A 24,359-nucleotide genomic window follows, 5' to 3' on the forward strand; every position below is an offset into this window, starting at 1 on the left:
CGGTCCGTGTTCACCGGAATCATCACCCGCAACGTGTTCCAGCAGGCCCGCGGCGACGCCGCGCAGGCCCCGGCGATCTCCCTGGAGACCGACCGCACCTGGACCTACGCCGAGCTCGCCGAGCAGACGAACCGCTACGCCAACGGCCTGCTGGCCCGCGGCGTCGCGCCCGGCGACCGGGTCGGGATGTTGCTGACCAACAGCCTGGAGTACTGGGCGGTCTACCTCGCGATCACCCGGATCGGCGCGATCGCGGTCCGTCTGAACTGGCGCCTGACCGCCGACGAGCTGCGCTACGCCCTCACCGACTCCGGCACCTCGCTGCTGTGCCTGCACGGCCGGTTCGCCGAGACGATCGCCCCGGTGCTGGCGCAGACGCCGGTGCGCGAGTCGGTGCTGTTCGTGCTGGACCCGGAGACCGACGCCGGGACGCTCGACGGCGCGCACCCGCAGGAGATCCTCTCCGGCGGCGACCCGGGCGAGCCGCCGGTCGCCGACCCGGTCGAGACCGACCCCTGCATGATCATGTACACCTCGGGCACCACCGGATACCCCAAGGGTGCACTGTGGACGCACGGACAGACCGTGTGGTTCGGCGCGATCCAGGCCCTCTACTGGCGCTACGACGAGCGCTCGACGCACCTGGGCACGACGCCGATGTTCCACGTCTCCGGGTTCGAGGACTGCGTACTGCCGGTGCTGCTCTCCGGCGGGCACGTGGTGCACATGCGCTCGACCGGGCTGACCGTGGACCGGATCGTCGAGGTGCTGCGCCACCACCGCTGCACCGACGTGTTCCTGCTGCCGGCGACGATCTACCAGTGGATGTCCTGGTCCGAACTCGACCGGATCGACGTGCCGGACCTGCGCCGCGTCGTCACCGGCGGGTCGCCGATCCTGGGCTGGGCCGTCGACCGGATCCGCGGGCGCTTCCCGCAGGTGCGGATGGAGCAGGTCTACGGGCTCACCGAGGGCGGGGCGATGAGCACCGCGATGGACCCGGAGCGCCTCGACGAGCACCGCACCAGCGTCGGGCGACCGCTCCCGCTGACCGAGATCAAGATCGTCGACCCGGCGACGCTGGAGGCGCTGCCCCCGGAGTCCGACGGCGAGCTGTGGACCCGCAGCCCGTCGGTGTGCGGGGTGTACTGGGAGAAGCCCGAGGCGACCGCGGAGACGTTCGTCGACGGCTGGTGCCGCACCGGTGACCTGGCACGGATCACCGCCGACGGGTTCATCTACATCATCGGCCGGACCAAGGACATGATCCTCTCCGGCGGGGAGAACATCTACCCGGCCGAGATCGAGAACGTGCTGGCCGACCACCCGGACATCCAGGAGTCGGCGGTGATCGGCGTCCCGGACCCGAAGTGGGACGAGACGCCGTGCGCGGCCGTCGTCCTCAGCCCCGGCGCCTCCCTGACCGAGGACGACGTGATCGCCTACTGCCGCGAGCGGATCGCCGGCTACAAGCGGCCCCGCTACGTCGTGTTCGTCGACGAGCTCCCGCGCAACGCCAGCGGCAAGATCCTCAAGCGCAGCCTGCGCGACGAGTACGCCCACCTCGGCAGCCCGCCCACCGGCTGAGCCCGCGGCGGTAACGCCACGGGTGGTCACCGACGACATCGCGCACGTGCAGCGGCGTGGACGGGCCCCCGGGGCGGGTACCGGGGACGGCCTCACCGAGCATCAGCTCGGACGGCTCGGGCACCGCTACGCGGGGACGGCGCGCGGCGTCGTCGGCATCGGGACCGCGGCGCTCGCCCCGCTCGCCGGGCCACCGGTGGGCGTGGCGGTGTGCGCGGCGGTCGCCGTGCTGTTCGCGGCGTGGAGCGTGTACTACGTCCGGCGGATGCGGGCCGACGCGCCGTCGCCGGTCTGGCTGCCCGACCTCGTCGTGGTCGGGGCGCTCTGCCTGGCCCAGCCGCTGCTGGTCGACCCCGATCTGGTCCTGGTGCAGCTGAGCTGGGTCTCCCCGATCGCGTCGCTGACCGTGGCGGTGGTGCAGTGGCACCTGCGGCCGGTCCCGGCCGTGCTCGCGACCCTCGGCCTGACCGCCTGCTACGTCGCCGGGGCCGCGGCCACGGCGTCGGCGACGCCCCTGGCCGTGTTCGGCGCGGCCGGTGGTGCGTTCATGCTCGTCGAGGCGGCGCTGTCGCGGCTGCTCTGGGAGCTGGTCCGGCGCGGTGGCCGGCTCGCCGACGCCGTGATGGCCGAGGGGTTCGTCCAGGAGCAGGCCGCCGCGACCGAGGCCGCCCGCCGCGCCGAGCAACGCCGGCACTGGGCGACCGTGCACGACACCGCGGCCAGCACGCTGCTGATGGTCGGCTTCGGCGAGGTGTCGGGTCGCGAACCGTGGTTCCCCACCCAGTTGGCCCGCGACGTCGCCGCGCTGGACCGCGAGCGCGAGCCCGCCGGTGGCCTCGGCGAGGCGCTGGCGCGCACGCTCGCGCGGTCGCCGTTGCAGGTCCGGGTGCGGATCGACGGCCCGCCGACGCCCGTCCCGCTGCCCGACGTCGTGGTCCGGGCCGTCGACGGGGCGGTCGGCGAGGCGCTGGAGAACGTCCGCCGCCACGCCGGGACGGGAACGGCCCGGCTGCGCGCGCGGCAGAGCGATGAGGGCCTGCGGGTCGAGGTCGCCGACGACGGCCCCGGGTTCGACCCGGACGCGGTCCCGCCGGGCCGTACCGGGCTGGCGCTGTCGATCCGCTGGCGGATGACGGAGGTGGGCGGGTCGGCCCGGGTGCGGTCGGCCCCGGGGCAGGGCACCGAGGTCGTCCTGGAGTGGCCCCCCTCGCCGGAGGGGACAGCGGATGACTGAGCCGGTGACCGCGGCCGGCGGGACCGGCTCACCGCTGCGGGTGCAGCTCCTGCGCGGCCTGCGGGTCGCGCAGTCGTCGATCGTGATCACGGTGCTGCTGGTGTTCTTCGGCGTCAACCTGCTGGGTTCGGTGGGCGGACTCCCGGTGCCGGGGGTGCAGGCGGCGTTGTTCGGCGCGATGGTGGCGGTCACCGTCGTCGACGCCGCCCTGGTCCGCGCGAACCGCTTCTGGGGGCGCGCCCGCTGGCCGGCCGCCGCCGCGGTGCTGGCCGTGTCGGTGACCTCGACCCTGCTGCTGCCGGCGGGCGAGCTGGTCCGCCCGGCCCACTGGGCACTCGGTGCCACCGGCTTCCTCGGGGTCCTGCTGTTCTTCGACGACCGGCTCTCGCGGCTGCTCGCCTTCCTCGGTGTGCACGTCGCGACGATGCTCGCGGCGCTCGTGGCCGACGGGCGGACCGACCGGGAGACGCTGGTGGGGTTCGGCATCGTCGTCGTCTCCACCGAGGGGCTGCACCTGGCCGTGGCGATGGCCGGGTCGGCGTTGCGGGCGGTCGCCGGTTCCGCCACGGCCGCGGCGAACGACCGCGCCGAGGCGCGGACCCGGGAGGTGGTCGCCGACCGGGTACACACCGACCGCGAGCAGCGCTACGCGGTGCTGCGCGCCGGGGTGCTCCCGCTGCTGCGGGGGATGGGCGACGGCTCGCTGTCGCCGGCGGACCCGCAGGTGCGGCGGCGCGCGGCGCTGGAGGCGGCGCGGCTGCGCCGGATGTTCGCGGTGCACGACGACGGGGCCGGGGAGCTGGCGGGAGAGCTGGAGGCACTGGTCGAGATGGCCGAACGCCGTGGCCTCACGGTGCGGTTCGCCGCCGGTGCGCTGCCGGTCGACCCGCCCGCGCCGGTCCGGCGGGCGATGCTGGTCCGTGCCGGTGGGATACTTCTCGCCGCAACCGGACGTGCTCGCGTCACGCTCCAGCCCTCCGAGGGGTCGGTGGTCCTCGGCGTCGTCGTCGACGGGATCCACGACGACGCGGCCGAGCCGTGCGAGGGCGTCGCCACGACGGTCGTCGTGGCCGAGGGCAGGACCTGGATGGAGGCCCGGTGGTCCCCGGACCCACTCCCACCGCGGTGATCGTCGACGATCACCCGGCGATCGTGGAGGGCGTGCGCGGCTGGTGCGCCGCCGCCGACCCGCCGATCCACGTCGTCGACGCCGGGGACAGCCCGTCGGTGGCGCTGACCGGTGCCGGGGCGGACGCCGACGTCGTCGTGTTCGACCTGTTCCTCGGGCCCACGCCGGAGCTCGCGGCGCTGCGCGCGCTGCTCGAGCGGGGCAGGCGCGTCGTCGTCTACTCCCAGGACGAGACGCCGGAGTCGGTAGTGCGCTGCGTCGAGATGGGCGTGCTGACCTACCTGGCCAAGTCCGAGGGGGCCGAGCACCTCGTCGCCGCCGTGCACGCGGCCGTCCGCGGCGAGCGCTACACCGGACCGATGCTCGGCGGGGTGCTGGCCGGGGACCGCAGGCCGGACCGTCCCGCGCTCAGCGCCCGCGAGCGCGAGGTGCTGCTGGCCTGGTTCGAGTCGGAGTCCAAGAACCTCGTCGCCCACCGCCTGCACCTGTCGGTGAAGACCGTCGACACCTACATCACCCGGGTCCGGGCGAAGTACGCCGACGCCGGACGCCCGGCCTCGTCGAAGGCCGCGCTGGTGGCCCGCGCGCTGCAGGACGGGCTGGTCGGGCTCGGCGAGCTCTGACCCGGCCGTGTCGGGGCGGGCGTGACGCGGTGACCGGGAGATCGCTGCCACACCCCGCGTGAGAAGGTGACGGTCGTGCGCACACGGACGGGGAAGTTCATCGCGGCCACGGCGATCGTCGGAGCGCTGGTCGCCGGATGTGGCAGTGGCCCGAGCCGGGTGGACGCCGCAGCGGTCGTCGGCGACGACACCATCACCCTGGCCGAGGTCCAGCCCCGGATCACCGCGGCGCTGGGCCGGCCGGAGCTGATCGACAGCCTCAAGACCCGCGGCTTCAGCGAGGCCGACGTCGGCCGCGCCGTGGTCAGCCAGATGGTCCTGCACGACCTGCTGGACCGGGCCGCCGCCGAGAAGAAGATCGTCGTGCGCGACGACGAGGTGGACCGGGCCGTGGCCGCCGCCGGCGGCGAGGAGGTCGTCGCCCAGTCGGCGATCGAGCCCGGCGGCGCCCGCGAGTACGTCCGCGACCAGATCATCGCCACCCGCCTCGCCGAGCGTCAGGTGGACCGGCTCGCCGTCACCGCCGACGTCGCGATCGCGCAGACGCGCGAGGAGGCCCAGCGGATCGCGCGGGCCCTGGCCGCCGGAGGTGCCACGGCCGAGCAGGCCCTCGCCGGGGCGAGCACCGCCCAGCGCGGCCTGCAGATCCGGCCCTCGACCACCCCGCAGGCCGCGGCGACCCCGCTGATCGGGATCCCGGCCGGGGACACGGCGATGTTCCAGCTCTCCCCGGAGCAGGGCTGGGTCGTGGTCCGGGTGACCCAGCGGAACACCGACGCCGCGCCCGCCGGCCCGGCCGCCGCCGGCCGGATCGACCAGCAGACCCTGGCCGAGGCCGGTATCCGGCTGCTCGCGCCGACGGCCGAGAGCGCCGGGGTCACCGTGAACCCGCGCTACGGCGTCTGGGACCCGGTGATGCTCACGGTCGCACCGGACGCCGCGCAGGTCGGCGAGGTCTACCCGGCCGCGTCGGCGCGCTGAGCGTGCCCGCCACCGTCGTGGGGTGCCCGCGGCACGCCGCGGTGCTGCCGGCCGCGGCGCTGCCCGCACTGCTCGGCGCGCAACGGGTCCTGGCCGGGCCGGACGTCCCGGCCGAGCTCGCCCGCGCGGCCGGCGCGGAGCCGTGGGACGGCACCGACCCCGCCACCCTGTCCGACACCGACGTCCTGCTGACCACGGCGCCCGCGGCGGGGGACGGCGCGATCCCGGCCCCGGCCGGGACGGCCCTGCTGGACGCGGTCGCGGTGATGGACCGGCTGCGCTCGCCCGGCGGCTGCCCGTGGGACGCCGAGCAGACCCACACGTCGCTGCTGCGCTACCTCGTCGAGGAGTGCTACGAGCTCTACCAGGCGATCGAGGACGGCGACCGCACCGAGATGCGCGAGGAGCTCGGCGACGTCCTGCTCCAGGTGCTGTTCCACGCCCGGGTCGCCGCGGAGTCGCCGGAGAGCCCGTTCGACGTCGACGACGTCGCGACCGGCCTGGTGGACAAGCTCGTCGGCCGGCACCCGCACGTCTTCACGGACTCGGCCGAACGTGTCGAGACGGCGGACGCGCAGGACCTGCGCTGGGACGAGCTCAAGCGCGCCGAGAAGAAGCGCGAGTCCAGTGTGGACGGCGTCGCGACCGGGCAGCCGGCCGTCGCACTGGCCGCCAAGCTCGCGTCCCGTACCGCCCGCGCCGGTCTGCCCGCCGAGCTGCTGCCCTCCGGCGACGGCGCCGGTACCGAGCTGTTCCGGCTGGCCGCCCACGCCCAGATCGGCGGCGGTGACCCGGAGGCCGAGCTGCGCACCGTGGCCCGCCGTTTCGACGCCGACGTGCGTGCGGCCGAGCGCGCGGCGACCGCCGACGGGCGCGATCCGCACGCCCTCGACGCGGACGACTGGCGGAGGTACTGGCCGACCGGCCGGTGATCCACCCCTCACACGATCGGTGGATTACCCGCCAGTACGATCTTCCGCGTGCGGAACCAGACACTCCTGTTGTGCGTCAGCAGGATCGTGCTGTTGATGATCGTCGCGGCGATGGCCACCGGAGGTCCCCCTCGGCGGTACTCACCGCCGCCGACCAGCGGCCTGGGCATCTCCGGTGAGGCGAGCCGCGACACCCCGCTGCCGCGCACCGCGCCGCTGCCGGCGGGCACCGACGTCGTGGCGTGGGCGCGGGCGAACGCGGGCCGCGCCGACATCCCCGAGCGCACGCTGCGGGCCTACGCGAACGCCGAGATCGCCCAGCGGCGCAGCAACCCGGGCTGCGGCCTGAGCTGGGTGACCCTCGCCGGGATCGGCAGCGTCGAGTCGAACCACGCCACCTACCGCGGCGCCGACCTCGACGACGCCGGCCGCGTCGACCCGCCGATCATCGGGATCGCCCTGGACGGCTCCGGGGGCACCGCCGCGATCGGGGACAGCGACGGCGGCCGCCTCGACGGCGACTCCGGCGGCGACCGCGCCGTCGGGCCGATGCAGTTCCTGCCCTCGACGTGGGTGACCTACGGCGCCGACGGCAACGGCGACGGCGTCCGCGACCCGCAGCAGATCGACGACGCCGTCCTCGGCGCCGCGAAGTACCTCTGCTCCGGCGGCCGGGACACCACGAGCGGGTCCGGCTGGTGGAGCGGCGTGCTCGCCTACAACGCCTCCGAGGACTACGCCCGCGAGGTCTGGACCGCCGCCGACAGCTACGCGACCGGCGGGCGCCCCGTCGAGAGCTGACGCCCCACGGGTGTGGCGGCGGGTGCGGCTACGCGCCGTCGCGCAGGGAGCGGACCATGCTCTGCAGGCTCCGGAACGCGCCTGCCCGCTCGGTCTCGGTCATGCCGGCCAGCATCCTGGCCTCGACGGACCGGACCGCCGTGCTCGCCTTCTCCAGGCTCCGCCGGCCGCGAGGTGTGAGTCGCGTCGGAAGCGCCTTTCCGACGGGTGCCTCGGCGGGCCTGGTCACATGGCCCTCTCGTTCCAGGGTCTGCAGCAGCACGTTCATCGACTGCCGTGTCACGAACGCGCCCCGCGCGAGCTGGGAGTTCGACAGACCCGGTCGCTGGGCCAGCAGCTCGAGGCAGGAGTAGTGCGTCACGCTCATCCCGAGCGGTCGCAGCACCTCCTCCATCGCTGCCCGGAGAACACTCGACGCCTCCTTCAGCAGGTATCCCAGCGACGTCTCCAGGTCGACCCCGTCTTGACTCATGTCATTATTCTGACATAGATTGCGTCGTGTAAGAAAACTGACACAACGACAAGGGGCACTCCATGGCCGTCACCGGTCCCGACTTCCTCTCCCTCCAGGCGCGCGACCTCGACGCCTCGCAGGCGTTCTACGAGCGCTACCTCGGCCTCGTCCGTTCACCGGCCGGACCTCCGCACGCTGTCGTCTTCGAGACGAAGCCGATCGCGTTCGCACTCCGCGACGTCGTCCCCGGCACAGATCTCGACTCCGTCGACCGACCCGGCATCGGTGCCGCGATCTGGCTCCACGCCACCGACGTGCAGGCCATCCACGACGCCCTCGACGCCGACGGCCACACCATCGTCTCCGCCCCGATCGACGGCCCGTTCGGCCGGACGTTCACGTTCGCCGACCCCGACGGCTACCACGTCACCCTCCACGACCGGGCCTGATCGGCCGGACGCCCGCGGGGAACGCCGCGCGTCAGGTGAACAGGCCCTGGCCCCAGTAGCTGCCGGGGGCGGAGAGTCCGGGCGGGCAGGCGAACACGGCGGAGCCGTTGTGCTCGATGTACTCCGTCAGCGTGTCCTTGCGCGCGAGCGCCCGCTGCATCGGCACGAACTGCTTGCCCGGGTCCCGCACGAACGCGACGAAGAACAGCCCGGCGTCGAGGTGCCCGGCGCCGTCGGAGCCGTCGACGAAGTTGTAGCCGCGGCGCAGGATCTGCACCCCGCGCAGCGCCTGCGCCGAGGCGAGCCGGACGTGCGAGTCCTCCGGGATCACCGGCTCGCCGTCGCTTCCCTGCGCCGAGAAGTCGGCGGTGTCGAACTCGGCCTTCGCCCCCAGCGGCGCACCCTCGCCCTTCGTCCGGCCGATCACCTTCTCCTGCTCGTCGAGCGAGGTCCGGTCCCAGATCTCGATGTGCATCCGGATCCGGCGCGCCACCAGGTAGGTGCCGCCGGCCATCCAGTCCGAGCCGTCGGCTCCCTGTGCCCACACGTGCTCGTCGAGCAGCGCGGGCTCCTCGGCCTTGAGGTTGTTCGTGCCGTCCTTGAACCCGAACAGGTTGCGCGCGGTCGCCTGCTCGGTCGACGTCGACGACGTCCGTCCGAACCCCAGCTGCGACCAGCGCACCTCGGTGGTGCCGAAGCCCATCCGGACCAGGTTGCGGATCGCGTGCACCCCGACCTGGGGGTCGTCGGCGCAGGCCTGGATGCAGATGTCGCCGCCGGAGCGGGCCGGTTCGAGCTGGTCGGCGGTGAACCGGGGCAGGTCGATCAGCGCCGGTGGCCGCTTGTCGGTCAGCCCCAGCTTGGTCAGCAGCGACGCGCCGATCCCGAACGTCAGGGTCAGCGACGACGGGGCCAGCCCGAGCGCCTCGCCGGTGTCGGTCGGCGGGGACTGGGGGTTGAGCCCGACCGCGCCGTTCACGGTCACCTCGCCGCCGGACGTCATCCGCTCGGCGGCGTCGGTCCAGCGCTTGAAGAGGTCCTGCACCGCGGCCTTGTCGGTGGTGGACAGGTCGAGCGCGACGAAGTGCAGGCGGTCCTGGGCCGGGGTGACGATCCCGGCCTGGTGGGTGTCGCGGAACGGGACGACGCCGGTGGCCGGCCCGGCCGAGGCCTCGGCGACGCCGTAACCGGCCGCCGCGCCCGCGCCGGCCAGCGCCACACCGGCGCCGGCCAGGCCGAACAGGCGGCGCCGGGAGACGCCGGATGTGGTGGTGGGAGTCGCGTCCCCCTGGGCCGGCGCCGCGGACGGCGACGGCTCGGAGGTGTCCGGGGGGTTCTCGCTCACGCCGTGACGGCTCCGGCGACCTGGCTGACCGGCTCGGCCAGCGCGTCCACGGCGGCGGTCATCTTCTTCTTGTCGTCCTCGTTCAGCGACGTGTAGAGGACGAAGCCGTCACCCTGGCGATAGTTCTCCAGCAGCTTCTCGACGTCGGCGAAGCGGGCGTCGAGCGTCGCGCCCAGCGCCTTGTTCCTCTCGTCGATCACCGGGCGCAGCGCCGAGATGGCCGCCTGCGAGCCCTCCACGTTGGCCTTGAAGTCGTAGAGGTCGGTGTGGGAGTAGCGGTCCTCCTCGCCGGTGATCTTGCCGGTGGCGACCTCGTCGAGGAGCTCCTTGGCGCCGTTGGCCAGCTGCACCGGGGTGAGCTCGACGGTCTTGGTGCGGTTGGCCAGGTCGGCGATGTCGGCCTGCAACCGGTCCGCGATCGCCGGGGAGTCGGGCTGCAGCCCGGTCACCCACAGGTCCTTCTCCAGGCGGTGGTAGCCGGTGAAGCCGACGCCCGGGTCGCGCTCGTCGTCCTCGCGGCCGTCGATCTTCGGGTCGATGTCGCCGAAGGACTCGGCGACCGGCTCGATGCGCTCCCAGTAGGTGCGCGAGACCGGGAACAGTGCCTTGGCCTGCTCCACGTTCTTCGCCTTGACGGCGTCCACGAACTCCTGGGTCTTCGGCACCAGGGCGCCGACCTGGGAGTCGACGTAACGCTTGTACCCGGCGGTGGCCTCGGCGAGCTTCGTGTTCTGGTCGACCTGGCGCGCGGCACTGCCGGTGACGGTGAACGGGGCGCGGACGCCGTCGCCGACCATGCCGGGCTTGCAGGCGGTCGTGTAGGTGCCGCCGTCGGGGACCTCGACGATCAGGTTGCGCGACAGGCCCGCGCCGATGTTCTCGACCTCGCCCATGATCCGGTCGCCCTCGCCGTAGAGGTAGAACTCGGTGACCTTGCTGCCGGCGTTGGTGATGTCGAACGAGATCTTCCCGGCGGGCGCGGTGGTCGAGGAGACCTCGCAGGCGGTGTCGGTGGCGTTGACCGTGATCGGCCCGCCGCCGCCCGCGTTGTCGGCCGGAGCGGTGGAGGTGCAGCCGGCCAGCACGGCGGCGGCTGCACCGGCCGTCAGGACGGCGGCGGGGATACGGCGGGACATGGTTCTCCTCGGGGACGGTGCGGTCATGCCGCGGTCGGGGCGTTGCGCGAGGTGGCCGGCCGCCGGGCCGGGCGCAGGAACAGGGTGAGGACGACCGCGACGTAGAGGACCCAGACGACGGCCTCGAGCACGGTGGTCTGCGGGGAGAAGTTGAAGACGCCCTTGAGCAGCGTCCCGTACCAGGAGTCCGGCGGGACCGCGGCGCTGACGTCGAAGGCCAGGGTGGTCAGGCCGGGCAGGATCCCGGCCTCCTGCAGGTCGTGCACGCCGTAGGCGAGGATGCCCGCGGCGACGAAGACCAGCAGGAACCCGGTGACGGTGAAGAACTTCCCCAGGTTGATCCTCAGGGCGCCGCGGTAGATCAGGTAGGCGAGCGCGATCGCGATCGCGATGCCGATCAGGAAGCCGATCAGCGGACCCGTCGTCTCGCCCGCGGCCTGCGCGGCGGCGAAGAAGAAGACGGCGGTCTCCAGGCCCTCCCGGCCGACGGCCAGTGCCGCGACGACGACGACGGCCAGCGGGCCCATCGAGATCGCCGAGTCGAGCTTGCCCTCGATCTCCTTCGACAGCGTCCGCCCGTGCGAGCGCATCCAGAAGATCATCCATGTGACGAAGCCGACGGCGACGATGGACAGCGTCCCGCCGAGCGTCTCCTGCGCCTCGAACGTCAGCGCCTGCTGGGCCAGGGTCAGCCCGAGCGTGACGCCGATGCTGACGAGCACCGCGATGCCGACGCCGATCCAGACCCGGGGGAGCTCCGAGCGACGGTCGGTCTTGACCAGGAAGGCCACCAGGATCGCCACGACGAGCGACGCCTCGAGCCCTTCGCGCAGCCCGATGAGTGCGTTCCCGAGCACCGTTGCCTCCTCCACCACGAACACGGATGTGCGGGTGGCGCAGCCGTGTCCTGCGGTGAGGGTGCGCTTCCCGCTCGGGAGGCTAGCCTCGCCACGGCCGATTCCGGAAGGGTCACCGACCGGAGTGATACCGCTCTGGGTCCTGCGTCACGATCCCGGCGTTTCCGCAGGTCAGGTTCGTGCCTGTTTGTCCGGATTCGGAGGAGAGCTACTCGGAGAACAGCGCGATCCGGGCCCGGACCTCGCCGAGCGCCTCCTGGTACTCCGGACGCGGGTCCATCGCCGCCGCCATCTTCAGCTGGGTCACCGCCGCCGACAGCCTTCCCTGGCGCTGCAACGTCTTCCCGAGCGCGAAGCGGGCGTAGTGGTCCGAGGGGTCGAGATCGAGGACCTTCTCGAAAGAGGACTCGGCCCGTCGCAGCTGGGCGGAGTCGAAGTAGGCGCGCCCGGCGAGCAGGTGCACCGACGCGTCGTTGGGCTGGTTCTCCACGACCGCGCCGAGGGCCGACAGGGCGTCCAGCGGACGGCGGTCGGCGAGCAGCATCTCGGCCCGCCGGAAGGAGGCCACCAGTTCCTCGGCTGCTGGTCTGCTGCTCATGGTCACCCCCACGTTAGGTGTGATCCACGCGAATCGCGAGGCTTGACATCTCCGCGCTCGCGCGCCTTCTGCGCCGGATCGGTACAGCCTGCGGTTAGGCTGGCGCACCGGACCCGGACACACGCGTGGAACAGGAGTGACGGTGGCGGTCATCGAGCAGGTCGGGGCGCGCGAGATCCTCGATTCACGAGGAAATCCGACGGTCGAGGTGGAGGTCGCGCTCGACGACGGGACGCTCGCCAGGGCGGCGGTCCCCTCCGGCGCGTCCACCGGTGAGCACGAGGCCGTGGAGCTCCGCGACGGCGACGCGGACCGCTACGGCGGCAAGGGTGTGGAGAAGGCCGTCGCGGCGGTCCTGGACGAGATCGGGCCGGAGCTGACCGGCATGGAGGCCGTCGACCAGCGCCTGGTCGACCAGCGCCTCGTCGACCTCGACGGCACCGGCGACAAGTCCCGCTTCGGCGCGAACGCGCTGCTCGGGGTGTCGCTGGCGGTGGCGAAGGCCGGCGCGGAGTCGTCCGGGCTGGAGCTGTTCCGCTACATCGGCGGCTCCAACGCGCACGTCCTGCCCGTCCCGATGATGAACATCCTCAACGGTGGCGCGCACGCGGACACGTCCGTCGACGTGCAGGAGTTCATGATCGCCCCGATCGGCGCCGAGTCGTTCCGGGAGGCGCTGCGCTGGGGCGCGGAGGTCTACCACGCGCTCAAGGCCGAGCTGAAGAGCAAGGGCCTCGCGACGGGTCTGGGTGACGAGGGCGGCTTCGCCCCGGACGTCGCCGGCGGCACGAAGGGCGCGCTGGACCTGATCGCCGGTGCGATCGACAAGACCGGCTTCACCCTCGGCACCGACATCGTGCTGGCGCTCGACGTCGCCGCGACCGAGTTCCACTCGGGCGGCAAGTACGCCTACGAGGGCAAGAAGCTCACCTCGGAGAAGCTCTCCGAGGTGTGGGCCGAGCTGGTCGGCGCCTACCCGCTGGTGTCCATCGAGGACCCGCTGGACGAGGACGACTGGGACGGCTGGGTCGCGCTGACCGAGGCGATCGGGGACAAGGTCCAGATCGTCGGCGACGACCTGTTCGTCACCAACCCGGAGCGTCTCGAGGACGGCATCGCCCGCGGCGCCGCGAACGCGCTGCTGGTCAAGGTCAACCAGATCGGCACGCTGTCGGAGACCCTGGACGCGGTGACCCTGGCCCACTCCAGCGGCTACCGCTGCATGATGAGCCACCGCTCCGGCGAGACCGAGGACACCACGATCGCCGACCTCGCCGTCGCGACCGGCTGCGGCCAGATCAAGACCGGCGCCCCGGCCCGGTCCGAGCGGGTGGCCAAGTACAACCAGCTGCTCCGGATCGAGGAGCTGCTCGGCGACGCCGCCCGCTACAACGGCGAGCTGGCGTTCCCGCGGTACTCGGTGCCCGAGGGGAAGTAGGCACATGGGGGATCAGCGGACGGCGGTGCGGGACGGTCGAGGCCGTCCCGCCGCCGGTGGCACGCGTCCGCGTGCGGCCCGTCCGCAGCATCCCTCCGGTGGCAGGCCGCGGCTGACGCGCGCCCGCTCCCGTGCCGGTGAGGTGGTCGCGCGGACCACGGGCCTGCTGGGACTGTCGTCGACCAAGCGGGCGGCGATCCTGGCCATCGTGGTCTGCGCGCTCGCACTGACCGTCGCCGTCCCGCTGCACAACTACGTGTCCCAGCGCCAGGAGCTGGCCCGGGTCACCGCCCGGCAGGAAGCGCTGCAGGCCGAGGTGGCCGCCCTGGCTGCGCAGCGGGACACGCTCTCGGACCCGGCCGAGGTCGCGGCGCAGGCCCGGACCCGTCTGGGCTACGTCGCACCGGGGGAGACGCCGTACATCGTGCAGCTCCCGACCCCGCCGGCCCCGGTCCCGGAGAGCGGGCAGGCGGAGCCCGGCGTGCCGTGGTTCCGGACACTGTGGACCGACGTCTCGGGAGGGGCGAACCGATGAGCACGAACCCCGACGCGCCCGCTGCTCCCGGCGTCTCCGCCGCCGACCGGGATGCGATGGCGGCCCAGCTCGGACGCGTCCCGCGCGGCGCCCGCGAGGTCGCGCACCGCTGCCCGTGCGGGCTGCCCAGCGTCGTGCAGACGGCGCCGCGGCTGCCGGACGGGACGCCGTTCCCGACGCTGTACTACCTGACCTGCTCGCGCCTGTCCTCGAAGCTCGGCACCGTGGAGTCACAGGGGCGGATGGCCGAGATGACCGAGCGGCTCGCCGAGGACCCGGAGCTCGCCGCCCGCTACACCGCCGCGCACGAGTCCTACCTGGCCGAGCGGAACGCGATCGAGTCGCTGGGCACCGAGGTCAGCGCCGGCGGCATGCCGGACCGGGTGAAGTGCCTGCACGTGCACGTCGCGCACTCGCTCGCGGCCGGGCCGGGCGTGAACCCGTTCGGCGACGAGGCCCTCGACGAGGTCGGCCAGTGGTGGGGCCCCGGCCCATGCGCGACCCCCTGACGACCCGTGCGTGGATATCGTCGCCCTGGCAGCGATAACCGCTCACAGGGTCTCAGGCGTGCGGCGTCGCCCGCTCCAGGACGACGGCGGCGTGCGAGCCGGGGCGGGTGCCCGCGGTGCGGAACGGACCGCCGTCGCCCAGGCGTGCGTCCAGGAACGTCGACGTGACCGTGTCCGGGGCGTGCCGGATCAGCAACGATCCCTGCAGGCACAACGCCGCCAGCTCGGCCAGCCTCCGCGCGCGTCGTTCCTCCGGTGCCGCCAGCTCCGAGCGCAGTGCGGCCACCGTCCGGTCGAAGCGCGGATCCACCCCGACCGCGGCGTCCACCTCGGCCAGGACCGCGTCGACGGCGCCGGGCTCGCGGGCGACGGCGCGCAGCGAGTCCAGGGCGGTGACGTTGCCCGAGCCCTCCCAGATCGAGTTCAGCGGCGCCTCCCGGTAGAGCCGGGGCAACGGTCCGTCCTCGACGTAGCCGTTGCCACCCAGGCACTCCAGTGCCTCCGCGACCAGCGCCGGGGTGCGTTTGCAGACCAGGTACTTCGCGACCGGTAGACCCAGCCGCAGCAGCGCCGTCTCGCCGCGGTCGACGGCGGCGGCCAGGCGCAGCGCGAGCATCGTCGCCGCCTCGGACTCGGCCGCGACATCGGCGAGCACGGACTGCATGAGCGGCTGATCGGCGAGCCGGCGCCCGAACGCGGATCGGTGCGCGACGTGGTGCGCGGCCTCGGTGACGGCGGCGCGAGTGGTCGCGGCGGAGCCGAGCACGCAGTCCAAACGCGTCATCGAGACCATCTCGATGATCGTCGCGACGCCGCGTCCCTCGTCGCCGACCCGCCACCCGATCGCGCCGTCGTACTCCAGCTCCGAGGACGCGTTCGACCGGTTCCCGAGCTTGTCCTTCAGACGCTGCAGACGGATCGCGTTGCGTGTGCCGTCCGGCAGCACCCGCGGCAGGACCAGGCAGGTCAGCCCGCCCGGCGCCTGGGCCAGGGTGAGGAACAGGTCGTTCATCGGGGCGGAGGTGAACCACTTGTGCCCGGTCAGCCGGTAGCTGCCGTCGGGCTGCGGGGACGCGACGGTGGTCCCACTGCGGACGTCGGATCCGCCCTGCTTCTCGGTCATCGACATCCCCGCGAGCAGGCCGGCCTTGCTCGCCGGGTCGCCCAGACCCGGTGCGTAGAGCTGCGCCGTCAACCCGGGCTCGTACGCGGCCGCGAGATCGGGGGCGTGCCGCAGCGCCGGCACCGACGCGTACGTCATCGAGATCGGGCACAGATGTCCCTGCTCGACCTGCGAGGTCAGGTAGAAGCCGGCCGCCCGTGCGAGGTGCGCGCCGCTACCGGGTGCGGCCCGCCAGGGTGCGGCGGCCAGCCCGTACTCGACCGAGGTGCGCATCAGCTCGTGCCATGACGGGTGGAACTCGACCTCGTCGATCCGGTGCCCGTAGCGGTCGTGCGTGCGCAGGACGGGCTCATGGAGGTTGGCCAGGCGTGCGTGCTCGCGCCACCGTTCGGTCCCGACGACGGCCGCCAGGGCGTGCAGCGCGTCCGCGTCGCCGCCCTCGCGCGCCACGGCCTCGAGCAGCGCGGGGTCGGCGGAGAGCAGGTCGCCGTCGGCGCGCGGCGGGACCTGGTTGAGCACCGCGTGCGTGCCGAGGTCCGTGCCGGGTGGGGGACCGGCCGGGGTGGTGAGGGAATCCGGCTGCGGGCGCACCGACTGCTCCGTCATGTACCGAACAGTAACTTGCGCCGGCGCTCCTTCCCGGGGGTCGAGTCCGGGAAATTCGCTCACGAGACGTGTCAGTTCGTGAGCGATTTCCCGAAACACACCTGCCCGGAGCCCCGCCTGGGCGGCCGGCCCCACCACCGGTCCGCGTACCGTGATCACGGCAACCGTTCCCCGAACCGCCGAGGAGAGTGCGATGTCCCGGGTGGCCGCCATCGACTGCGGGACGAACTCGATCCGCCTGCTCGTCGCCGACGTCACGACCTCGTTCGACGGCGCGGTCGACCTGCGCGACCTGCACCGCGAGATGCGCATCGTGCGGCTCGGCAAGGGCGTCGACAAGTCGGGCCGTCTCGACCCGGAGGCGCTCGAGCGCACCCGCGTCGCGCTCGTCGACTACGCCGTCGCCGCACGCCGCAAGGGCGCCGAGCGGATCCGGATGGTCGCGACCTCGGCGACCCGCGACGCGTCGAACCGCGAGGACTTCTTCGGCATGGTCCGCGACACCCTCGGCGTCGAGGCGGAGATCATCTCCGGGGACGAGGAGGCGCGGCTGTCGTTCGTCGGCGCGGTCGGCGACCTGGACCCCGACGACGGGCCGTTCGTGGTCACCGACGTCGGCGGCGGCTCCACCGAGGTCGTGATCGGCACCCTCGAGAACGGCACCGCGACGGTCACCGCCGCCCGCTCCGTCGACGTCGGCAGCGTTCGGCTGACCGAGCGTTGCCTGCCCGACGACCCGCCCACCGAGGCCCAGATCGCGCAGGCCCGCGAGGTCGCCTCCGGGATCCTCGACGAGGCGTTCGCCGCGGTCCCGATCGAGACGGCGCGCACCTGGGTCGGCGTCGCCGGCACGCTCACCACGCTGTCCGCGATCGGGCAGGAGCTCCCGGAGTACGACCCGGAGTCGGTGCACCTCTCGCGCCTGTCGCGCGACGACCTGCACCGGGTCGCCCAGATGCTGATCACCTCGTCGCGTCCGGAGCGGGAGAGGCACGGGTCGCTGCACCCGGGGCGGGTCGACGTGATCGGCGCCGGTTCGCTGGTGGTCGAGGCACTGGCCGACGAGCTGCACGCCCGGGCCGGGATCGAGCAGGTCGTCGTCTCCGAGCACGACATCCTCGACGGCATCGCCCGCTCGATCGCCTGAGCCGGTCGACCGAGCCGTGCCCCGACCCTCTCCCGCCGACCCCGCCGCGGCGGCGGCACCGGACACCGTCGCCGAGCTCGACGCGCGGGTCTCGGAGTGCCGCGCCTGCCCGCGGCTGGTCGAGTGGCGGGAACGGGTAGCGGTCGAGAAGCGCGCCGCGTTCCGCGACGAGACCTACTGGGGACGGCCCGTCCCCGGCTTCGGCCCGCCGGATGCGCGGATGCTGATCGTCGGCCTGGCCCCGGCCGCGCACGGCGCGAACCGCACCGGGCGGATGTTCACCGGCGACCGCAGCGGCGACGTCCTCTACGCCGCGATGCACGCCGTCGGCCTGGCCACCCAGCCCACCGCCACACACATCGACGACGGCCTGGCCCTGCGCGGGGTGCGGATCACCGCGCCGGTGCACTGCGCGCCGCCGGCGAACAAGCCGACGACCGACGAGCGCGACCGTTGCCGCACGTGGCTCGAACGCGAGCTCGATCTGCTGTCACCGACCGTCCGCGCGGTGATGGTGCTGGGCGGTTTCGGCTGGCAGGCGGTGTTGCCGGTGCTCGCCGGGGCGGGGTGGACGATCCCGCGCCCGCAGCCGAAGTTCGGCCACGGTGCCCACGTCGAGCTCGCTCCCGCCCGCGACGACCGCGAGCCGCTGCAGCTGCTCGGCTGCTACCACGTCAGCCAGCAGAACACGTTCACCGGACGCCTCACCCCGGCGATGCTGGAGACGGTCCTCGCCGAGACGGCCCGAGCGGCGGGTCTGTAGCGCCCAGGTCCGTGGCGCCCAGGTCTGTAGCGCGCGGGCGCGCAGGTCTGTAGCGCGCTTTGCTCTGCACACCCCGAGGCCACCACCGGTCAGAGGGCGGCGGCGCGGCCGTCGAGGTAGCGACGTTCGGGTGCACTCGACGTGCGGCGGGCGGCCTCGCGGTACTGCTCGCGGGCGGCGTCGTGGTCACCGGCCCGCTCCAGGAGATGCGCCCGCACCGCGGCCAGACGGTGCCCGGCCGTCATGCGCTCGTCGTCGTCCAGGGACGACAGCAGCTCCAGCCCGGCCTGCGGTCCGCGCAGCTCACCGAGGGCGACGGCGTGGTTGAGCGTGACGACCGGGCTGGGCGCGACCCGTCCCAGCAGCTCGTAGAGCCCGACGATCTGACGCCAGTCGGTGTCGGCGGCGGTCGCGGCCTCGTCGTGCACCGCGGCGATCGCGGCCTGCAGCCGGTAGGGCCCGGGCACCCCGGCCGCCAGCGCCCGTTCGACCAGGGCGACCCCCTCCGCGATCGCCGCGGCGTCCCAGGCCGACCGGTCCTGCTCGGCCAGCGGGACCAGGTCGCCGTCCGGCCCGGTGCGGGCGTCGCGGCGGGCGTCGGTGAGCAGCATGAGCGCGAGCAGCGCGGTCGTCTCGCCGTCGCCGGGGAGGAGCGCGTGCAGGAGGCGGGCCAGCCGGATCGCCTCGACGGTCAGCTCCGCGCGGGCCAGCGCGGCACCCGAGGACGCCGTGTACCCCTCGTTGAAGATCAGGTAGAGCACCTGGCGGACGACGGCGAGGCGTGCGTCGCGCTCGTCGTCCGGGGGAGGGGTGAACGTCGCCCCGGCCTGGCGGATCGTCTTCTTCGCCCGGCTGATCCGCTGCGCCATCGTGGCCTCGGGGACCAGGAACGCGGCCGCGACCTCGGCCGTTGTGAGCCCGCCGACCGCGCGCAGGGTGAGCGCCAGCTGCGACGGCGCCGACAGCGACGGGTGGGCGCACAGGGCGAGCAGGGTCAGCGTGTCGTCGGCCGCGGCCGGCTCGTCGTCGGGTGACGGCGCGAGCTGCGGGTCCATCACGGCGAGTCGCTCCTCGCGGGCACGGCTCGCGCTCTCGCTGCGCACGGCGTCGATCAGCCGCCGGGACCCGACGGCCACCAGCCAGCCGTGCGGGTTGTCCGGGACGCCCTCGACCGGCCACTGGGTCGTGGCGGCCAGGAGCGCCTCCTGCACGGCGTCCTCGCAGGCGTCGAACTGACGGTGGCGTCGGACGAGCGCGCCGAGGACCTGCGGCGCGAGCGTGCGGAGCAGGTCCTCGACGGCCGCGGTCACATCTCCTCGCCCGCGTCCCCCAGGATCGGCCGGACCTCCATCGGCGTGAACCGCGTGCTCGGGAACCGGGCCGCGACCTCGACCGCCCGGGCCTCGGACGCGACGTCGATGACCAGGTAGCCGCCGAAGTGCTCCTTGGCCTCCGCGAGCGGCCCGTCGGTGACGACGGGTGCCGTGACGTCCGGGGCGCGCACGACCTTGGTGTTCGACGGGTCGGCGAGCGCGTCGGTGCTGATCAGCTCGCCGGACTCCTGCAGTTCGGCGAACAGCGCGTCCATCTCCGCCATCAGCGGTGCGCCCTGCTCACCGGCGAACAGCTCCCGGCTGTCGGCGTTGTCGTAGATCATCAGCAGGTACTTCATCGGTGCTCCCTCGTCGCGCGGGCGCCCGGATGGTGGCCCGTCGACCCGTGGCCGGAACCGTCCGTGCGTTCTCGACATCCTGGGCGCGCGATCCTGCCGGACACACCGGGCGCCGCCATCCTCGGTCTCGATGCTCGTTCCGACGAGCTTCTCTCAGTACCCGAAGCGGTAACGGTGCAGGCGCATGGAGTCCCGCATCGGCGGCAGGACGCCGGCGACGTACAACGCCGGGCGCAGCCAGAGCCGGGGCTCGGCGAGCGCGGCCATGTCGTAGACCGAGACGTCGTCGAGGCGGTGCAGCGAGGGATGCCGGGACTCGAACGTGCCCCGGTCCCACGCGGAGTGGAAGCGGGTCCCGACCGCGCGGAACTCCGGCGTCCACTTCGAGACGGTCACCGTCCACGGCGCGACGGCGTCGAAGGCCAGCAGCCCGCGCGGCAGCGTCTGCCGGACCCTGTCGACCAGGGCCCGCACGTCGTCGTCGGGGAGGTACATGAGCAGGCCCTCGGCGACCACGAGCGTCGGACGGTCGGTCGAGACCTGGTCCCACCAGCCCTCGTCGGTGACCGAGGCCGGGACGGTCTCGACGTGGTCGGGCAGGTCGTAGAGCCGCCGGCGGAGGTCGATCACCTCGGGCTGGTCGACGTCGATCCAGCGGCACGTCCGCGGCGGCCGGACCCGGAGCGGGCGGCTGTCGAGCCCGCACCCCAGGTGCAGCACCTGCCCGTGCGGCTCGGCGACGAGGAACTCGGTCGTCCACTCGTCGAGACGCTTGGCCCGGCACACGATCGCCGAGGCGTCGCCGGTGAAGCGGTGCAGCGTGGCGAAGTCGTACTCGACGCGGTCGAGCACCTCCTGCGCGTACCGGTCGCCCAGGATCGGCCGCCGCGAGCGGGCGTCGAACGCCCGCATGTAGAGGGTCATCAACAGCGTCGCCGCCGCGCCCCGCAGATCCACCTTCTCCGTGGTCACGCCGACCTCCCCGCGAGCCGCCACCACACCCTGTCCGGCATTGTGCGCCCCCGGGCCCGTGATGTGGGCGGTGGCTACGCTGTCGCGACGCCCTCGTAGCCCAACGGCAGAGGCAGGCCCCTTAAAAGGGTCCCAGTGTCGGTTCGAGTCCGACCGGGGGCACCCCCCTTCCACGTCGAGAATACCCCTCTGACCAGCGATTACACCCGACGAAGCCGAGATGATGTTGTCCGGTCGTACCCGGCCCTGACCGGTGCTCGGCGGGTGGCTGTACCGAATACGTACCGAAGTTCCGTCGCTCACGGGGTAGCCCCAAGGGCGTCGGCGATCCGCTGCCGGGCGGCGTCCTCCTGGCCGACGATGCACTTCGCGTAGATCTGGTGCAGGACGGCGACGCTGTGCCCGGCCCACTCGGCGACCTGGGTCGAGGGCACGCCCGCGTTGAGCCATGTCGACACCGCGGCGTGGCGGAGGTCGTAGGGGCGTCGGGCGAGCGGCGAAGCGGCCTCCGACTCGGTGAGAGCGCTCGCGCGAGCTTTCCGCCATACCCGGCAGTAGGTGCCCTCCGGGAGATCACCACCGCGGACACCGCGGAACAGCCGGCCATCCGGCGTCGTGCCGTGCTCGGCGAGATGCGCCCGCAGCAGAGCGGTGAGCGGAGGGGGAGACGGGACCGAGCGGGTCTCACCGCGGGCCCGGTGCTTCAACTCCCGCTCCTCGCGGCGCCGGCCGTTGTCGGTCCAGGAAGCGCCGGCCTCCGGGGTAGAGCCGGTCAGCAGCAGCTCGCCCCAGCCTTCAGCTGGAAGTTGGAGGTCAGCGGCGCGGAGTGTCACAGCCTCGCCCGGCCTGAGGGCGGCGTAGTAGAGCAGGCCGAAGAAGGCGACCAGGCCCGGGCCGCTCGGCTTCTGACTGCCCACGGCGGACAGCAGGGCGCGGGCCTGAACGGTGTTGACGACGGCTCGCTTGTCCACCGTCTTCACCGTGCGCGGGATCTTCTACGCAATCGCGGTCACCGGGTTGCGGGTCAGGAGCCGACGCTCCACCGCGTACTCGCCGAGGTTGACCACGACGCCACGTTGCCGAGCGATCGAGGCCGGGGCTGCACGGCCGCCGTCGCCACGCACCGTCAATGCGTCCAGGACAGCGCGTACGACGGCCGGTTCGGCCAGGTCACCCACCTCACGGGTGTTCCGTTCCAGCCATGCCAACGCACGCGCAATCGGCTCTGGCGGCGCGGCATTCGTGCTGGCCCGGACGTTGAACGCCCACGCGGTCAAAGCCTTGCGCAACGTGGCGTCGTCCGGCCGGCCTCGCTCACTCGTGATCAGCGCGAAAGTGGCGTTGGTGAGCGCCCGCGCCGTGTTGCGCCGCGAGTTCGGAGCCAGGTGCGGCCACTTCATCGCTGCGTAGTCCCGGGCGAACGCGAGCCACCCGACGCGCCGTTCGGAGCGATCCATCGACATCGGACGGCCGGTGTCCAGTGAGAACGCCTCGCCACGCCGCGCAGCAACCAGCAGCTCGGACCGGAAAGCATCAGCCAGAGCCGCGGTCTTGTACGGGACTCGCCAGCGTCGCCCAGCAACCGACCACTTCACTGTGTGCGTCGTGGTCCGTGCGCCCGAGTACACCTCGACCTTCCAGATCCGCACGTCGTAGGAGGTCTCCATCAGGCTGCCTCCTCGTGCGCATCGAGCCAGCGCTCCAACTCCGCACGACGGACCCGCAGGTCACCGTTGGGGAGCTTGATGCACCGCGGGGCCCGGTTCTTCGCCCGCCACTCGTAGAACGTTGACCGCGAGATCCTGAGTTCTGCGCACACCTGCATGACCGTCAGCCGCTCCGTCGTCTTCGTCATGCCGCTGCTCCCTCAGTTGCCGAACGGTCGGGTGGGGCGTCGCTTGTCGCCAGGACGGCGGCGTCGTAGTCCGCGCGCCATCGGCTCCGTTGGTTGATCGCATGGAGCAGCAGCACCGTGCGAGGAGGCACGTCCGAGTCCCCGGGCTTGGTCGTCTCCCAGCTGAACGGGCCGTCGTCGACGGCATAGGCGGGCTGCACCCCGGCCCGGTCAAGGAGTTGCCGAACGAACGCCGTCCGCTCCGCCCGGTGGTCCGAGAGCGACTTGTTGGACCACTTCCGCGAGACCAGCACCCGGCGCCCGGCGATGCCGAGGTGCTCGGGCTTGTGCGCTTTGCCCTTGCACTGCCCTGGCGTCGTCCCGGGTCGGGCGCCCTTGGGCTCGATGCCATAGAGCAGCCAGATCGGGCAGCGCGGCGAGCACGGCGTGATGGCCAGCTCGGCGGCCAGGCGGCGGGCGTGCTCCCGCTGGCGAGACGTCGCGGACTCGTCGAGGCCGGCGGCCTGCCCGACGGACTTGGTGAGGTACTTGGTCAGGTAGCCGATGTGCCGTCCAGCCTCCTCAGAACCGCCGAGGATGCCCTTGGCGTGGACCTGCGGCCCGAACACCACTGTGTGTGCCGGAGCCGCGAGCGCGTCCGGGTCGGTGGCCTCGTCCCAGGTGGGCAGCGGCTCGCGAGTCTCGGGGTCGACGAACGCCTTGTGGTGGTGGTCCCAGCGCGGGAGCCGGTCCCCGCTGTAGACGATCTCGTCGTGGTGCGGCCACCACACCTGGTGGTAGGTCGCAGCCGTGATCGCCCGCAGCTCGGTGCGGGGGATGGTGCCGCGGATGGCGGCGTGGAAGTGCGGTGCCCCGCGCTTCTGCGGCTCGACGGTCCCGAAGTACTGCACGTCCCAGCCCACACACCGGCGGGTGTTCTGCCAGAACCGGTCCAGCAGCTTCGGGAAGTGGATCGCGTCGCGGGCGGCGCGGCGGTAGTCGTAGGTGTCCGGGTCGAGCGCGGCGCCGTGCTTGTCCACCCGCCCATACGTGTCGAGGGTCAGGGTGAGGAACGTGGAGGGGCGGTACTTCCCTCCGAACACCCGTCCGAGGGTGCGGTTCTCGACCGGGCGGCGGGGCAGGTTCGGTGCGTCCTGCCGTCGGCGGGTGGAGCGGCGCACGGTCTGGGGTGTCGGGTCGAGCGGGGCCAGGCGGCCGCGGACCCCGAGTGCGCGCAGCTCCTGGTCGACCTCGGCGACGGTCTCGCGGATCTCCTCGCACTCGGCGTCGTCGCCCTTGGCGCGGGCGTCGGTGTAGGCGGCGTGCAGGTCCGCCCGGACCGTCATCAGCTCTTTCTGCGCGGCGGTGGGGTCGGCGGGTTTGACGATGGGTTCGTCTTCGAGGTGCCAGCCCTCGCGGCACTGGACCATGCGCAGGCGTCGGGCCTTCTCCGCGCAGGGGCGGCACTGGTCCTCCCGCGTGGACCCGCACGGGACGGGGACGACGTCGACCCGCCCGCTGCTCTGGTCGATGCGGCGCATGGCCAGCGGCCGGATGCAGACGCCGTGGTCCTCGGCGAGCTGCGTCGCGACCTCGTTCGAGAGCGCGAGCATGGCCTTCTGTGCGCGGGTGAG

General features: G+C 73.1%; 26 protein-coding genes and 1 tRNA gene. 14 read left to right on the top strand and 13 right to left on the bottom strand.

All coding sequences use genetic code 11. The annotated features are described in order from the left end of the window. Positions 1–6: 6 nt before the first annotated feature. From EV383_RS03735 to EV383_RS03765, 7 genes are all read left to right on the top strand, one after another. A complete protein-coding gene (locus tag EV383_RS03735; protein ID WP_130288618.1) occupies positions 7–1,587 on the top strand; it encodes a class I adenylate-forming enzyme family protein in 1,581 nt (526 codons plus the stop codon). A gap of 22 nt (positions 1,588–1,609) precedes the next feature. Continuing rightward, positions 1,610–2,821, top strand: a complete 1,212-nt coding sequence (locus tag EV383_RS03740) for a sensor histidine kinase (RefSeq protein WP_130288619.1) — start codon at positions 1,610–1,612, stop codon at positions 2,819–2,821. Further along, positions 2,814–3,950: a hypothetical protein gene (locus EV383_RS03745; protein WP_130288620.1), complete on the top strand. Its 1,137-nt coding sequence runs from the start codon at positions 2,814–2,816 to the stop codon at positions 3,948–3,950. The genes EV383_RS03740 and EV383_RS03745 overlap by 8 nt, the downstream gene beginning before the upstream one ends. Next, positions 3,920–4,573, top strand: coding sequence for a response regulator (locus EV383_RS03750; RefSeq protein ID WP_130288621.1), 654 nt, complete (start codon positions 3,920–3,922; stop codon positions 4,571–4,573). Before EV383_RS03745 ends, EV383_RS03750 begins: the two co-directional genes overlap by 31 nt. A 75-nt stretch (positions 4,574–4,648) precedes the next feature. Beyond that, positions 4,649–5,554, top strand: coding sequence for a SurA N-terminal domain-containing protein (locus EV383_RS03755; RefSeq protein WP_165438227.1), 906 nt, complete (start codon positions 4,649–4,651; stop codon positions 5,552–5,554). A 2-nt stretch (positions 5,555–5,556) separates the two neighbouring features. After that, the gene (locus tag EV383_RS03760) at positions 5,557–6,486 is read left to right on the top strand and encodes a nucleoside triphosphate pyrophosphohydrolase (RefSeq protein ID WP_242622874.1); all 930 of its coding nucleotides are present in this window, start codon (positions 5,557–5,559) and stop codon (positions 6,484–6,486) included. A gap of 48 nt (positions 6,487–6,534) precedes the next feature. Continuing rightward, on the top strand, positions 6,535–7,287 hold the full coding sequence (locus tag EV383_RS03765) for a lytic transglycosylase domain-containing protein (protein ID WP_242622875.1): 753 nt from the start codon (positions 6,535–6,537) through the stop codon (positions 7,285–7,287). 28 nt (positions 7,288–7,315) lie between these two features. Here the strand turns inward: EV383_RS03765 and EV383_RS03770 are convergent, their stop codons facing one another. Further along, a complete protein-coding gene (locus EV383_RS03770) occupies positions 7,316–7,759 on the bottom strand; it encodes a MarR family winged helix-turn-helix transcriptional regulator (protein ID WP_130288623.1) in 444 nt (147 codons plus the stop codon). 62 nt (positions 7,760–7,821) lie between these two features. Here EV383_RS03770 and EV383_RS03775 point away from each other — a divergent pair, with 62 nt between their 5' ends. After that, entirely contained in the window at positions 7,822–8,190 is a 369-nt protein-coding gene (locus EV383_RS03775) for a VOC family protein (RefSeq protein ID WP_130288624.1), read from the top strand. A 31-nt stretch (positions 8,191–8,221) separates the two neighbouring features. Here the strand turns inward: EV383_RS03775 and efeB are convergent, their stop codons facing one another. From efeB to EV383_RS03795, 4 genes are all read right to left on the bottom strand, one after another. Further along, complete coding sequence (gene efeB / locus EV383_RS03780; RefSeq protein WP_130288625.1) at positions 8,222–9,535, bottom strand: iron uptake transporter deferrochelatase/peroxidase subunit; 1,314 nt, start codon at positions 9,533–9,535, stop codon at positions 8,222–8,224. Then, positions 9,532–10,671, bottom strand: coding sequence for an iron uptake system protein EfeO (gene efeO, locus EV383_RS03785; protein WP_130288626.1), 1,140 nt, complete (start codon positions 10,669–10,671; stop codon positions 9,532–9,534). The genes efeB and efeO overlap by 4 nt, the downstream gene beginning before the upstream one ends. A gap of 23 nt (positions 10,672–10,694) precedes the next feature. Continuing rightward, positions 10,695–11,528: an iron uptake transporter permease EfeU gene (gene efeU, locus EV383_RS03790; protein WP_130288627.1), complete on the bottom strand. Its 834-nt coding sequence runs from the start codon at positions 11,526–11,528 to the stop codon at positions 10,695–10,697. Between the two features lie 208 nt (positions 11,529–11,736). After that, on the bottom strand, positions 11,737–12,126 hold the full coding sequence (locus EV383_RS03795; RefSeq protein WP_130288628.1) for a tetratricopeptide repeat protein: 390 nt from the start codon (positions 12,124–12,126) through the stop codon (positions 11,737–11,739). A 142-nt stretch (positions 12,127–12,268) separates the two neighbouring features. Here EV383_RS03795 and eno point away from each other — a divergent pair, with 142 nt between their 5' ends. The 3 genes from eno to EV383_RS03810 all read left to right on the top strand — a co-directional run bounded on the left by eno (position 12,269) and on the right by EV383_RS03810 (position 14,608). Further along, entirely contained in the window at positions 12,269–13,564 is a 1,296-nt protein-coding gene (eno, locus tag EV383_RS03800; RefSeq protein ID WP_130288629.1) for a phosphopyruvate hydratase, read from the top strand. Between the two features lie 142 nt (positions 13,565–13,706). After that, positions 13,707–14,099: an FtsB family cell division protein gene (locus EV383_RS03805; protein WP_242622876.1), complete on the top strand. Its 393-nt coding sequence runs from the start codon at positions 13,707–13,709 to the stop codon at positions 14,097–14,099. Next, on the top strand, positions 14,096–14,608 hold the full coding sequence (locus EV383_RS03810) for a DUF501 domain-containing protein (protein WP_130288631.1): 513 nt from the start codon (positions 14,096–14,098) through the stop codon (positions 14,606–14,608). Before EV383_RS03805 ends, EV383_RS03810 begins: the two co-directional genes overlap by 4 nt. Before the next feature lie 52 nt (positions 14,609–14,660). On the opposite strand, the gene EV383_RS03815 is transcribed toward EV383_RS03810, so the two are convergent. After that, positions 14,661–16,337: an acyl-CoA dehydrogenase family protein gene (locus EV383_RS03815; protein WP_130288632.1), complete on the bottom strand. Its 1,677-nt coding sequence runs from the start codon at positions 16,335–16,337 to the stop codon at positions 14,661–14,663. A gap of 193 nt (positions 16,338–16,530) precedes the next feature. Here EV383_RS03815 and EV383_RS03820 point away from each other — a divergent pair, with 193 nt between their 5' ends. Both EV383_RS03820 and EV383_RS03825 read left to right on the top strand, forming a co-directional pair. Then, entirely contained in the window at positions 16,531–17,484 is a 954-nt protein-coding gene (locus EV383_RS03820; protein ID WP_130288633.1) for a Ppx/GppA phosphatase family protein, read from the top strand. A gap of 16 nt (positions 17,485–17,500) precedes the next feature. Next, on the top strand, positions 17,501–18,247 hold the full coding sequence (locus EV383_RS03825) for a uracil-DNA glycosylase (protein WP_130288634.1): 747 nt from the start codon (positions 17,501–17,503) through the stop codon (positions 18,245–18,247). 89 nt (positions 18,248–18,336) lie between these two features. Here EV383_RS03825 and EV383_RS03830 read toward each other — a convergent pair whose 3' ends face one another. The 3 genes from EV383_RS03830 to EV383_RS03840 form a co-directional block, all read right to left on the bottom strand. Then, positions 18,337–19,557, bottom strand: coding sequence for an RNA polymerase sigma factor (locus EV383_RS03830; RefSeq protein ID WP_130288635.1), 1,221 nt, complete (start codon positions 19,555–19,557; stop codon positions 18,337–18,339). Beyond that, positions 19,554–19,919 (bottom strand): YciI family protein, encoded by a 366-nt coding sequence (locus tag EV383_RS03835; protein ID WP_130288636.1) that lies wholly within the window; start codon positions 19,917–19,919, stop codon positions 19,554–19,556. Before EV383_RS03835 ends, EV383_RS03830 begins: the two co-directional genes overlap by 4 nt. A 153-nt stretch (positions 19,920–20,072) precedes the next feature. Then, the gene (locus EV383_RS03840) at positions 20,073–20,891 is read right to left on the bottom strand and encodes a class I SAM-dependent methyltransferase (RefSeq protein ID WP_130288637.1); all 819 of its coding nucleotides are present in this window, start codon (positions 20,889–20,891) and stop codon (positions 20,073–20,075) included. An 89-nt stretch (positions 20,892–20,980) separates the two neighbouring features. Here EV383_RS03840 and EV383_RS03845 point away from each other — a divergent pair. Then, positions 20,981–21,053, top strand: a tRNA-Leu gene (locus tag EV383_RS03845). A gap of 137 nt (positions 21,054–21,190) precedes the next feature. Here EV383_RS03845 and EV383_RS31960 read toward each other — a convergent pair. Genes EV383_RS31960 through EV383_RS03860 form a run of 4 tightly spaced genes read right to left on the bottom strand, consistent with a single transcriptional unit; the run spans position 21,191 to position 24,338 of the window. Next, complete coding sequence (locus EV383_RS31960) at positions 21,191–21,862, bottom strand: tyrosine-type recombinase/integrase (RefSeq protein ID WP_242622877.1); 672 nt, start codon at positions 21,860–21,862, stop codon at positions 21,191–21,193. A gap of 24 nt (positions 21,863–21,886) precedes the next feature. Next, positions 21,887–22,558 carry a hypothetical protein gene (locus EV383_RS31965; RefSeq protein WP_242622878.1) on the bottom strand — a complete coding sequence of 224 codons (672 nt, stop codon included), beginning with the start codon at positions 22,556–22,558 and terminating at the stop codon, positions 21,887–21,889. Continuing rightward, complete coding sequence (locus tag EV383_RS03855) at positions 22,558–22,746, bottom strand: helix-turn-helix transcriptional regulator (protein ID WP_130288638.1); 189 nt, start codon at positions 22,744–22,746, stop codon at positions 22,558–22,560. The genes EV383_RS31965 and EV383_RS03855 overlap by 1 nt, the downstream gene beginning before the upstream one ends. After that, positions 22,743–24,338: a replication initiator gene (locus EV383_RS03860; RefSeq protein ID WP_130293815.1), complete on the bottom strand. Its 1,596-nt coding sequence runs from the start codon at positions 24,336–24,338 to the stop codon at positions 22,743–22,745. The genes EV383_RS03855 and EV383_RS03860 overlap by 4 nt, the downstream gene beginning before the upstream one ends. Positions 24,339–24,359: the final 21 nt, after the last annotated feature.

Origin of the sequence: Pseudonocardia sediminis (assembly GCF_004217185.1) — a bacterium.
Taxonomy (GTDB): domain Bacteria; phylum Actinomycetota; class Actinomycetes; order Mycobacteriales; family Pseudonocardiaceae; genus Pseudonocardia; species Pseudonocardia sediminis.